At 58.5% G+C, this 11,479-nt stretch carries 12 protein-coding genes; 6 read left to right on the top strand and 6 right to left on the bottom strand.

Annotated features, from left to right (window positions below):
- The first annotated feature begins 393 nt into the window (after window positions 1–393).
- The gene (locus tag AA309_RS03385) at window positions 394–1,167 is read left to right on the top strand and encodes a CYTH domain-containing protein (protein WP_047187583.1); all 774 of its coding nucleotides are present in this window, start codon (window positions 394–396) and stop codon (window positions 1,165–1,167) included.
- Between the two features lie 41 nt (window positions 1,168–1,208).
- On the opposite strand, the gene AA309_RS03380 is transcribed toward AA309_RS03385, so the two are convergent.
- The 3 genes from AA309_RS03380 to AA309_RS03370 are packed head-to-tail and all read right to left on the bottom strand — an operon-like array spanning window position 1,209 to window position 2,934.
- On the bottom strand, window positions 1,209–2,060 hold the full coding sequence (locus AA309_RS03380; RefSeq protein ID WP_047187582.1) for a lytic transglycosylase domain-containing protein: 852 nt from the start codon (window positions 2,058–2,060) through the stop codon (window positions 1,209–1,211).
- A gap of 48 nt (window positions 2,061–2,108) precedes the next feature.
- Window positions 2,109–2,576: a hypothetical protein gene (locus AA309_RS03375; protein ID WP_052954457.1), complete on the bottom strand. Its 468-nt coding sequence runs from the start codon at window positions 2,574–2,576 to the stop codon at window positions 2,109–2,111.
- Window positions 2,577–2,580: 4 nt separating this feature from the next.
- Window positions 2,581–2,934 carry a DUF6152 family protein gene (locus AA309_RS03370; RefSeq protein ID WP_047187581.1) on the bottom strand — a complete coding sequence of 118 codons (354 nt, stop codon included), beginning with the start codon at window positions 2,932–2,934 and terminating at the stop codon, window positions 2,581–2,583.
- Between the two features lie 220 nt (window positions 2,935–3,154).
- Between AA309_RS03370 and AA309_RS03365 the strand changes: the two genes are divergently transcribed.
- From AA309_RS03365 to AA309_RS37165, 4 genes are all read left to right on the top strand, one after another.
- Window positions 3,155–3,451, top strand: a complete 297-nt coding sequence (locus AA309_RS03365; RefSeq protein WP_047187580.1) for an HlyU family transcriptional regulator — start codon at window positions 3,155–3,157, stop codon at window positions 3,449–3,451.
- Window positions 3,452–3,676: 225 nt separating this feature from the next.
- Complete coding sequence (locus tag AA309_RS37565) at window positions 3,677–3,895, top strand: catalase (protein ID WP_425286847.1); 219 nt, start codon at window positions 3,677–3,679, stop codon at window positions 3,893–3,895.
- Window positions 3,838–4,050 (top strand): catalase, encoded by a 213-nt coding sequence (locus AA309_RS37170; RefSeq protein ID WP_200901935.1) that lies wholly within the window; start codon window positions 3,838–3,840, stop codon window positions 4,048–4,050. Before AA309_RS37565 ends, AA309_RS37170 begins: the two co-directional genes overlap by 58 nt.
- Before the next feature lie 175 nt (window positions 4,051–4,225).
- The gene (locus tag AA309_RS37165; protein ID WP_280136871.1) at window positions 4,226–4,810 is read left to right on the top strand and encodes a catalase; all 585 of its coding nucleotides are present in this window, start codon (window positions 4,226–4,228) and stop codon (window positions 4,808–4,810) included.
- Window positions 4,811–5,175: 365 nt separating this feature from the next.
- Here the strand turns inward: AA309_RS37165 and AA309_RS03355 are convergent, their stop codons facing one another.
- From AA309_RS03355 to AA309_RS03345, 3 genes are read right to left on the bottom strand one after another with little or no spacing between them, the layout of a single operon-like run.
- Window positions 5,176–6,039, bottom strand: coding sequence for a YihY/virulence factor BrkB family protein (locus tag AA309_RS03355; RefSeq protein WP_047187579.1), 864 nt, complete (start codon window positions 6,037–6,039; stop codon window positions 5,176–5,178).
- 59 nt (window positions 6,040–6,098) lie between these two features.
- The gene (locus tag AA309_RS03350; RefSeq protein WP_047187578.1) at window positions 6,099–7,892 is read right to left on the bottom strand and encodes a protein kinase family protein; all 1,794 of its coding nucleotides are present in this window, start codon (window positions 7,890–7,892) and stop codon (window positions 6,099–6,101) included.
- 10 nt (window positions 7,893–7,902) lie between these two features.
- Window positions 7,903–8,967, bottom strand: a complete 1,065-nt coding sequence (locus AA309_RS03345) for an NAD(P)-dependent alcohol dehydrogenase (protein ID WP_047187577.1) — start codon at window positions 8,965–8,967, stop codon at window positions 7,903–7,905.
- Window positions 8,968–9,504: 537 nt separating this feature from the next.
- Between AA309_RS03345 and AA309_RS03340 the strand changes: the two genes are divergently transcribed.
- Window positions 9,505–11,451 carry a PrkA family serine protein kinase gene (locus tag AA309_RS03340; protein ID WP_047187576.1) on the top strand — a complete coding sequence of 649 codons (1,947 nt, stop codon included), beginning with the start codon at window positions 9,505–9,507 and terminating at the stop codon, window positions 11,449–11,451.
- Window positions 11,452–11,479 lie beyond the last annotated feature (28 nt).

Raw genomic sequence — 11,479 nt, 5'->3', positions numbered from 1 at the left:
CATTTGGCCTTCGCGCTCTCATGCGCAATTTGGCATCTCGCGGGCTGCTGGAGGCTCCCTAATCTCACTGGTTGAGAGATGCGGGGGCTCGATAGCTCATGCGTCTCTCAACCAGTGAATATCATTCCGTTGCGTCTGAATTAACTCCGTTTGCAAATCGCTAAGAGCTTCTTGGTTATTCCATTGAAGTTTGCCTTGGGAACGCCATCATAAGCCCTCACTGAGTATTGTTGGCCCGGATGAACCAAGCTGCCTAACGCCGAAATCTTGTTGCCTGTCGAGTCATGCTTGTTCAGCATGATTGATATGAATTGCAACTTCATTCCGTTGAATATTGGCGCAGCGAGTTCTAAGGCCGGCAAGTATTCCGCGCATTGTATCAGAAAGCTTAAAATGGTTGCTTATCGACGTTATCTCATTGCCTCGTCTCTTGCTCGCCTGATCAGAAAAGAGAGAGGCGGCAACCGCGTCACGGAAGGCCATTTCCCCAACCAGGCTGACCGAAGCTCTTTCGTGATCGTGGATGGCGATAAAGGAAGCCTCGTCCTGGTGCATTCAGGAGCCAACGGACCTGTCGAGGAACGCACGGATGTGCCGCGCGCTCATGCGGAGGCGCTGCTCGATGTGACCCCAGGCAAGCTCGATTACCTGCTCACGCATCTGACGGTCGGCACCCGTGACATCCAGATCGCCCGCTTTGTTACGCCAGGCCCACTCGACATGATCTCGGTGTCGTTTGAGAGCGAGGAAGAGGCTCGGGATTTCCGTCCCCTGTCCTGGTTCGGCCCCGACGTCACGGCGGAGGAGGCCTATCAGAACCGTGCGATTGCGCTCAGCGGCCCACCACAGGTACCAGAAGTTCCACTCTCGAACGCAGCGCTCAACAGCTTGCTCGACACGCTTGAGAACCGCTACAGCACCGGCCGCTCCTATACGCCCCAGCAGCAGATGAGAAACCCTGCTGAGGTCGAGCTCGTTCAAAGCGGCGCAGCTTCGGGAGCATCCGAGAGAGCCGCTCCCGCTGTACAAGGCAGATCGCAAGCGCAGCCGAGTCCGGCGGCGACCGATGTCGAAATTGCCGAGGACGAGAATAATGATCTCAATCTCAGCATAGAGGACAACGTCATTCGCGAGCTAGCGCGCTCTCTGCGGCCTCAGCGGCGATAAGATTTCCAAAAAGCCTGGATTGCTCGATCCAGGCTTTTTCTTTAGCTCGGCAACACGATGCAATTGCCGCCGAGCGAGCGAATTCTTTGACAAAGATTTTCTGCGCTCTTGCGTGAATCCGCGGGAGCACGCACCCGATAGAAGGTCCTCGTACCGCGATAGCGCAGCCGCGTTCCAATGATCATGGGGCGTAAATCCTTCAGTACGGAAGCGTAGGTCTGGCTGGCGCGCTTGTATGAAGACAGTGCCAAGACTTTCGAGAAATTGCCGGCCAGCTGAACACCCCAGGGTGCGAACGGGGCTTCGTTGTCGTTGACGCGCCCTGGCTGCCGCAGAGCCGCGACGGTTTGCCGGCAGCTCTCCGGCTCAGGCTTCGTCTGATCTTGTTCGCTTGCTCTCTCGGCGCTCTTCAAGTCGTCTGCCCAATCTTCCGCTGCACGTCCTGTGATGGCGGCGACATAGTTTCTCGTCTCCTCAGGCAAGTCCCCGCGCCCTGCAAGCCACGACGACACCCGAGCCGGGCCGCCGTTATACGCTGCGGCCGCCAAACCTAGATTACCGAATTTTTCCGAGAGATCGGCAATCAGTTCTGCGGCCTTAGGGATTGCCTGCTCAGGATCGAACGGATCCGTCAGCCCGCGCTCCTTTGCGGTTCCCGGCATGAATTGCGCCACGCCTTGCGCGCCTGCAGGGCTCTCGACGCTCGTGCGGAATGAGCTTTCTCGCCAGATGAGCTTCGTCAGGAAGTCACGTGGAATATCCTGCCTCCGCGCCGCTCCTTCGATGAGACGGCACAAGGCCTGCTCGATTGTTTCTCCAGATGCTCCTTGAGAAGCTGAAGCCGGAGCGCACAGCAGGAGGAATCCGCAAAACAATGCCGGCCAGATGCGCATGAGGACCTGAAATGAAGCGATGTTACAGACCGTGAGAGAAGAGTAGGGCTAAAGATAGGCGATCATTCGTCCAGCCAAGAGGACGACGATCCATGCGATCAGGGAGACGAGAGCATAGATGCGGGCCTCCGGAGGCAGAGCACCTGCGCGCAGGGTGGCGTTGAAACGGGTATGAAAGAGAATGACGTTGGTAAACCCTACGGCGATGAAGATGAGTTTGGTGTAAAAAGCTGGATTTGCTCCAAGGGCTCGCGCTTCGACGGCCAGGAGAAGAATTCCTGAAGGAATTTGTATTGCGAGCCCTGCTGCTGCGAGAGGAATCGCATAACGGCCGACCTGCTGTGCGTTCTTTCCATGCTCGGCTAAGACATTCAGGTCGAAGACAGCAATGCCTCCCACGACGAATGCCGCTCCGAGAACATGGAATAGGTTTGCCAGCGTGTAGAGCCAGGCCGAATGACGTCCGGCATGGCCCAGCCAGGACGATTCCAGAGCGGCGAGCATATCGAGATACATCGGATTAGCGGAGCTCGAACGTCTTGCCGCCGACGGTGATCCTCTCCGCCCTCATCTCGTTCTCGACACGTGTCGAAGGATATCCTTCGAGGGTTACCTGCCTCCCGGGTTTGATCATGTCTGGTTCCAGGCCGCGGGCACTCATGCGGAAAGGAGGGGCTAGAACGGCTTCCCAATTCTTATTAGCGTGGGTCACGACGACCATCACATGAGGATTCTGCCAATCCGCGCGCTGGACAGTACTGGTAATGGAGAACTGCTTGGATGCGTCGTAGCTGCCCCAGCCGTGATGAGCAAAGGCAATCCCACTGGTCAGCAATGTGCTGGACAGAGATAAGACGAACAGAGGATGCTTCATGGTGAAACCCCTGTACCTGATCCAGGCTAGTACCTGATCCAGGCTAGCTTAAGCCTTTCTGCACATTAACGTTCACGCGAAGAGCGTCTTCGTCAAGGCGCATCACCTGATTTCCGGCTTGGATCAGAGACTTGTGATCAAATGCAACAGGGTTGACCCTCCGGCCATCTCCAAGGATATGCTGACCCCTGACGAATCATAATTCTGTTCCGGTGACGCCATGGCCTCATTCTTTAAAGACTTTTGGACCCGCTTCACGGGAGGCGGAGACAGCAGCGTCACTGAGCCTGCGGCGGAGGCCGTGGAGTACAAGGGCTTTCGCATCAGGCCTGCGCCTTACCCATCCAAAGGGCAGTATCAAACGGCAGGGATCATCGAGAAAGATTCCGAAACGGGCCTGAAGGAGCATCGCTTCGTGCGCGCCGAGACGCATGCGAGCAAAGCCGATGCAGAAGCCTTCGCCGTTGTTAAGGGCAAACAGATCATCGACGAGCAGGGTGATCGCATCTTCGGCTGATTGCGAAGAGCATTTCAGAATTCGCCTCTATTCCCTTTCGGCCACCTGCATCAGGTAATCCCTTCCGCCGCATCCGAACGAGGCTGCAAAACCAACGCTTGAGCCGAGTGTTGGCTAGGGGCCGGGCATTGGCCGCATCAGGAAGGGAGCACTAGATGGCAAACAACCCGAAAAGAGCCCAAGTCTGGCAAGTCCTCTACGCCGGGAGCCTTGGATCAGGTTCTGATGAACCGGCAGGGTCACCCCATTACCAACAACCAGTCGCAGCGCACGGTGGGTGCACGTGGTCCCGCAACTCTGGAAAATTATCAGTTCCTCAAAAAGATCACCCATTTTGACCGCGAGCGGATCCCTGAGCGCGTGGTCCATGCTCGCGGTTTCGTTTCTTGGCCGTTTTCTTCATCCGCGATGCCATCAAGTTCCCGGATGTCATTCATTCGCTGAAGCCGGATCCCGTCACGTTCCGCCGGGAGCCGAACCGTATCTTCGACTTCATGAGCCAGATACCCGAATCCATGCACATGCTGACGCACCTGTTCAGCCCGCGCGGAGTTCCGGCAAGCTACCGGCACATGGAAGGTTTTGGCGTGAGCACCTAAAGATGGTCAATGCCCAAGGCGATACAATGCTGGTCGAGTACCACTTCCATCCGCGCTGCGGCTTGGCGAGCCTCACGGCAGAGGAAGCGGCCAAGGTTCAGGGGCAGGATCTCGGCTCCGCGTCAAAGAGGATCTCTATGAAGCCATCGAGCGGGGTGAGTATCCGCAATGGGACATGTACGTACAGATCATGGAAGATCATGATCATCCAGAGCTCGATTGGGATCCGCTCGACGATACCAAAATCTGGCCGGAGAAGGATTTCCCGCTGCGGCACGTCGGCGTGATGACCCTCAACCATAACGTCCAGGATCACTTCAACGAGAACGAGCAGACTGCCATAGGGACCGGCGTGCTGGTCGACGGCCTCGATTTCTCCGACGACAAGATGCTGGTGGGCCGCACCTTCTCCTACTCGGACACCCCGCGCTATAGCGTTGGCACCAACTACCTCCAGTTGCCGGTGAGCCAAGCCAAGAACGCCAGGGTAGCGACCAATCTGAACGGCGGACAAATGTCGTACCGTCGCGATCTGGCGCCGGGACAGAACCCACATGTGACCTATGAGCCATCCATTCACCAGGGCCTCCACGAAGCAGCCCGTGAGGAGCCGAACAATCCTCCCGAGATCCGAGGGCGTCTGACGCGCAGCGTGATCGAGCGGCGCAATGATTACATTCATGCACGCGGCCGCTATTGCACCATGATGGATTGGGAACGGGACGATCTGGTGCTCAACATGGGCACGTTGCTCGGCTAGTGCGAGCGCGACGTGCAGGAACGGATGATCTGGCACCTGTCCATGGTCCATGACGATTACGGCAGCCGGGTCGGACAGATGATCGGCATCACGGCCGACGATGTCCGGCATCTCCCACCTCTGCCAAAGCAGGTGCTGACGGACGATGAGGGGCGCCGGCTGCAGAATCTGGCAAGAATGGCGAGAGATCGACGAGACCGTCTGGGGACAGTGGACGAACTCTGTGAAGAACTACAAAGCCTCGGCCGAGGAGGTTTTGGACGGAATGCGCAACGTCCCGACGAATCCGGCAACACGTCAGGCGGCCGAATAGAACGGATGCATTCAGGCAAGGGCTGGCCGGGTTCACTGGCCCGCTTCCTGTTTCAAGGGCTGCTTTCCTTCATGCCGCTTCGGCTCCCTCGGCTTTCGGCATAGACTTTCGTGAACTCCGCGCCGAACAGCAGGATCAGGGAAGAGTAATAGATCCAGAGCAGGATCGTGATGATGGAGGCTGCTGCGCCGTAGCTTGAGGCGACGTTGCTCTTACCGAGATAATACCCGATCAGGAACTTGCCGATTGTGAACAGGAGGCCTGTAACCAGGGAGCCGGTCCAAACATCGCTCCACGTGATTTCCACATTCGGCAGCAGCTTGAAGATCATGGCAAACAGCAGAACAGCAATCGCAAAAGCGACAAGGCTGTTGAGGAAGCGCAGGATCGCCGTCGCACCAGAGAAATTGGGTTCGATGTAAGCACCTACGGCAGACAGGCCGGCATCGATGATGAGCGAGACAAGCAGTAGGAATCCTATCCCCAGCACAAGGGCGAGGCTGATCATCCGTGTCCGCAGGAAGTTGAGGAGGCCGGAACCTTCCGGGGGTTTGGCTTTCCAGACGATATTCAGATTGTCCTGCAGCTCGACGACGGCGCCGGTGACCAGCAGCAGGAAAGTGGCGATGCCAATTGTCGTGCCGATGACACCGGAACCCACATTGCTGGCGCTGGCGATCATGGTCTCTAGGGCGGAGGCTTCGTTCGTACCGATCAAGCCGCCGAGTTCGGAGACGATGGCACCCTGCGCCGCCTCACGACCGAAAGCGAGCCCTGCGACAGCGATGGCGGCAAGCAGCATGGGCGCCAGGGAGAAGACGGTGAAGAAAGCGATCGAGGCGCCGAGACTCATGGCGCGATCGTTCCACCATCCTTCGGCCGCGGCCCTGAGAAGCCGCCCTGTTTCGGAAAACATGCCTGCGCCGTTCCTCTCCGCCGGTAGGCAGGCGAGGTATCGATGAGTTGCCTTGGCCGTTAACTGGCAGGAACTCTGTCTTGTTCCTTGTTGAAGCCAAGCCGACCCGGATGTTCAAGCTGGCTTCGCAGCAGGAGGCCATATCGCCCGACAGCAAGGCGCAAGCGGGTCTCTTCTCCATTACCCCTGAGGGCATCAGCCGCCATCGCGTGAGCGCCGATCTGAAAGGCGAGATAGCAAGGCACCAGAAAAGACAGCAGGGCAGGGGAAACGGGATGACCGCTCTCTTCCTCGACGATGGTGCAAAGGAGGTCGATGTCTTGAGCCGACAGGCTGAACTCGACAGCGGCTCCGGCAATATCCCATGCGATGTCCTGACAGCCGATAAGGTCATGCGTTGCGCAATGATCGAGGGCATCGGTCTTGATCAACCGATCACCGATCACAAGCCACTCCCAGGGTTGCATGCGGTTATCGGTGAAGACACGACGGGCATGTCTGCCGAGACCATCGACGCTTGGTAAGGCCCGATCAAGGGTGGATGCCGCCTGCTCTCCTAGAGCCTGTCCCGTGTTGTAGTGGGCCATCTCGCGAAGCTTGGCCAGAGATGAACCCTGATGCGGCTCGGCTGGAAAGTGGCGCGCCCGATAGCCGAGATAAGCCCCGATCTGCCTCACGAGTTCATCTTGTTCGCTAAGCTGCTGATCGAGCGAGAGTGCATCGCCATGCCAGCGTTCCACGAGAAATCCATGGCGGAAGCCTGCGACTTCCGGCGTGAAGCCTGCTTGATGGAGCTGCTGGGCGATCCTGTATTTACGAAATCCGCTCTCACCGAGGCCGGCAAATTTGACCAGCCATGCCGCGTCTTCGGTCCGCGCCAGAAACTTTCTCCGCTCCTGCTGAATATTCGCAGCGGGCCACGAGTCGTGCTCTCGGTATCGCAGCGCGCGCCATGAGCCGCCAGAAATTTCCTCAAGCTCATTTCGTAGGGTTCCGGTGAGGCTTTCCACCCAGTGGGTGAGGGGATGGCTTTCATGATTGAGAAGCAGCTCGTCCATGCTGACGAAATGGCGCGAGGCACTGCCCCAGCGCTCGCGATGACTCGAGCTGGCCTGCGGTCCCAGAGGCCCAGCGTGGCTTGGGAAGAAGTGGATGCGCTCGCGGGCTATGCCAGCGGCTTCCAGCCAATCTGCAACAGCACCGAAGGAACTGCCGGACAGGCCAGGGCCTTCATCGACGATGGCAAATGCCGCATTCGGATCCTGGGTCAGCATGGCTGTCACAGCAGGATCGACCCTCATCTCTCGGTGGAACGGGTGCCCCATGGGGCGGACGGTGAAAGCGGGCGAGGCGTTGAGGGCGGCGGCGACGATGGCACTCAAGCCTGCGCCGATGCTGCGAATGCCGATGACCCTTGCGCTCGAGCCGAGGCCTGAACGGAGGGCGGCTTCTCCGTAGGTCTCAGGATAAAGCGCATAGAAAGCGTAGCCTTCCGCTCTCTTGGTGCGAATCGTCTGGTCAGGATTGAAGCTTAGGAGCTTGTTCCGGAAGGACACAGGCAAAGGGGCTTGGGAAAAGCCGCTCTGCCAGGATTGCAAGACGCTCTGTGCCAGAAGCGACAGGCATTCCATTCCGCTCATGTGAACGGGGGAGAGGGCATCGAATCCGCGCGTCTGGGAGTCAGAATCGATGAGCCCCTGAACAAGTTCGCTCGTGCTGATGAAGGCCGAGACGAGAGCCGCATGCCGTTCGCTTCCCGGTGGCAATGCGCCCACCTCGTCGAGACGGTTCGCGATCGCCGTCTGCTTCTCGCCAACCGTCCCGACGCATTCCACGTCACTATAGACCAGCATGGGAAGCCTGTTATGCCGCCGCCTCCTGTCTCAACGAGGCCATATCGATCACGAAGCGGTATTTGACGTCGCTCTTGAGCATCCGCTCATAGGCTTGGTTGATGTTCTGGATCGGGATCATCTCGATCTCGGCGGTGATGCCGTGCTGGGCGCAGAAATCGAGCATCTCCTGTGTCTCGGCGATGCCACCGATGAGGGAGCCTGCGAGCTGCCGCCGCTTCATGATGAGGTTGAAGACCGTTGTTGCCGGGTGCGGCTCGGCGGGAGCGCCGACCAGCACCATGGCGCCGTCGCGGGCCAGCAGCACGAGATAGGAGTCGAGATCGTGGGGGGCTGCGACCGTGTCGATAATGAAGTCGAAGCTGTTGCGCTGGGCTGCCATCGCCTCCTCGTCTTTTGAGATCACGACTTCGTGCGCACCCAGCGCCAGAGCATCTTCCCGCTTGTTGGGGGAAGTGGTGAAGAGCACCACATGGGCGCCCATGGCGCGGGCGAGCTTGACGGCCATATGGCCAAGACCGCCCAAACCTACGACGCCAACCTTCTGACCAGGCTGAACCCGCCATCGGCGAAGCGGGGAATAGGTGGTGATGCCGGCGCAGAGAAGCGGAGCCGCTGCGGCCGGATCGAGACCGTCCGGAATACGGAGGACGAAGCTCTCGTCCACGACGATCACATCAGAATAGCCGCCATAGGTGTTGGCACCAGTGCCCTGCTCGGGGCCGTTATAGGTGCCGGTGAAGCCCACCTCGCAGTATTGCTCCAGACCCTCGCGGCAGCTGCTGCAGGTTCGGCAGGAATCCACCATGCAGCCGACACCGACAAGATCGCCGACCTTGAATTTTTGCACCCCATCTCCGACCCGTGTGACGCGACCCACGATTTCGTGACCAGGAAGACTGGGAAAATGCGTGCCGCCCCATTCCTCACGGACGGTGTGCAGGTCGGAGTGGCAGACCCCACAGTAGAGAATCTCAATCTGAACGTCGCTTTCCCGCGGCTCGCGACGTTCGAAGCTGAAGGGAGTGAGCGGGGTCGTGGCGTCTTGGGCGGCGTAACCGAAAGCTTTGATCACGGGAGTCTCCGTTGCGGGGATGACAGGTGTGGCAGCGAGTTGGCCATCAGCCTTCTGCTGCAAACGATAGGTTAGGCGGGGTCGGCGTCAATGCATGTTGTCTCGATCCTGATATGTCCCTTCTCGAGCCTATTGCACGCAGCAATATAACAATATATCATCAAAAATTATTTCACTGCTTCTGGTTTTCGCTGTCTAACGATCTAACTGACAAAGAGAGCCTTTGATGCGCTGTAGAAGGGATGCTGCTTGAATTGCAGTGGCGGCAAAGCGGCACATCAGAATTCGGTGCTTGAAAGAAACTTTAACTTGCCGAGCCTGCAGCAATCCGCGAGGCTAGTTGAGAAAGACGGCTCGCTATCTCGATACAGATGCTCCGCTGCAGATCCGGGCTTCATGATCGCATCGCGAAGGCCGCAATGGAAAAGGGGAAAGCTGCCATAGGCACGTTCTGACTCATCATTGCACGGCATGGTCTGGGCAACCTTAGCGGTGCAGAATCGTTATCTCTGAGAGGGATCTGATTTCGGTGGCGCCATGCATCATTCCGACGACCTGTTCTCGAGTTTCCTGAAGTCCTACGAAAACCGCCGTGAGGCGGAGATGTCCCTTGCGGAGTACCTGGAAGGGTGCCGCGACAATCCCATGATGTATGCCAGCGCTCCCGAGCGCATCCTGGCGGCGATCGGTGAGCCGCAGCTTGTCGATACCTCCAAGGACGCCCGTTTCGGCCGCATCTTCATGAACCGAACAATCCGCGTCTATCCGGCCTTCTCCGAATTCTACGGGATGGAAGAGACGATCGAGATGATCGTGAGCTTCTTCCGGCATGCGGCTCAAGGGCTGGAGGAGCGCAAGCAGATCCTCTATCTCCTCGGCCCCGTCGGCGGCGGCAAATCCTCCCTCGCCGAGCGCCTCAAGGCACTTATGGAGGTGCACCCTATCTACGTGCTGAAAGCCGGCGATGAGATCAGCCCCGTCTTCGAGAGTCCGCTTGGCCTGTTCGATTCGGAGCAGATGGGGCCCGTGCTGGAGGAGCGCTACGGGATTCCGAGGCGGCGCCTGACCAATCTGCTCAGCCCCTGGGCGGTCAAACGGCTCGACGAATTTCGCGGCGACATCACAAAATTCCGTGTGGTGAAGATCAATCCCTCGCGGCTGCGCCAGATCGCAATTGCCAAGACGGAGCCTGGCGACGAGAACAACCAGGACATTTCTTCCCTCGTCGGCAAGGTGGATATCCGTAAGCTTGAGACGCTCTCGCAGGCCGATCCGGACGCCTACAGCTATTCCGGTGGTCTCAACCGTGCCAACCAGGGCATTCTCGAATTCGTCGAGATGTTCAAGGCGCCGATCAAGATGCTCCATCCTCTCCTGACGGCGACGCAGGAAGGAAATTATGTCGGGACCGAGAATATCGGCTCCATTCCGTTCAGTGGCATAATTCTCGCCCACTCCAACGAAGCCGAGTGGCAAAGCTTCAAGTCGAACAAGAACAACGAGGCCTTCATTGATCGCATTTATGTGATCAAGGTGCCGTACTGCCTGCGGGTGACCGAGGAGCAGAAGATCTACGAGAAGCTGATCCGAGGCTCCGAGCTGGCGACTGCGCCCTGTGCTCCGGCCACGCTCGAAATGCTGGCCCGGTTCTCGGTTCTGTCGCGGCTGCGCCCGCACGAAAACTCGAACTTCTACTCGAAGATGCGAGTCTATGACGGCGAGAGCCTGCGCGAGGTCGATCCGCGCGCCCGAAGTCTGCAGGAATACAAGGATGCCGCCGGCGTCGATGAGGGCATGGACGGCATTTCCACCCGCTTCGCCTTCAAGGTCTTGGCGGCCACCTTCAACCACGACACCATCGAGGTGGCAGCCGACCCTGTGCACCTCATGTATGTGCTCGAACAATCGCTGCGTCGCGAGCAGCTGCCGCAGGATGTGGAGCGCCGATATCTCGAGTTCATCAAGGGCGAACTCGCGCCCCGCTATGCCGATTTCATCGGTCACGAGATCCAGAAGGCCTATCTTGAATCCTACCACGATTACGGCCAGAACCTCTTTGATCGTTACGTGGCCTATGCGGATGCCTGGATCGAAGATCAGGACTTCAAAGATCCGGATACCGGCCAACTCCTCAACCGTGAACTCCTGAACCAGGAGCTTACGAAGATCGAGAAGCCGGCGGGGATCGCGAACCCGAAGGACTTCCGCAACGAGGTCGTGAAGTTCTCGCTGCGAGCCCGAGCCGGCAACAACGGGCGCAATCCCTCATGGACGAGCTACGAGAAAATCCGCGACGTCATCGAGCGCCGTATGTTCTCCCAGGTCGAGGAGCTGCTGCCCGTCATCAGCTTCGGCTCCAAGAAGGATAGCGAGACCGAGAAGAAGCACGGCGAGTTCGTGCAGCGGATGATGGAGCGAGGCTATACCGAGCGGCAGGTGCGGCGCTTGGTGGAATGGTACATGCGTGTGAAGCAGGCGGGCTGACAGAAAGCGGAGGCAGAGCAGGCGTTCC

The sequence above is a fragment of the Microvirga vignae genome, assembly GCF_001017175.1.
Lineage (GTDB): Bacteria > Pseudomonadota > Alphaproteobacteria > Rhizobiales > Beijerinckiaceae > Microvirga > Microvirga vignae.
This window is presented reverse-complemented; position numbering and strand designations above follow the sequence as displayed.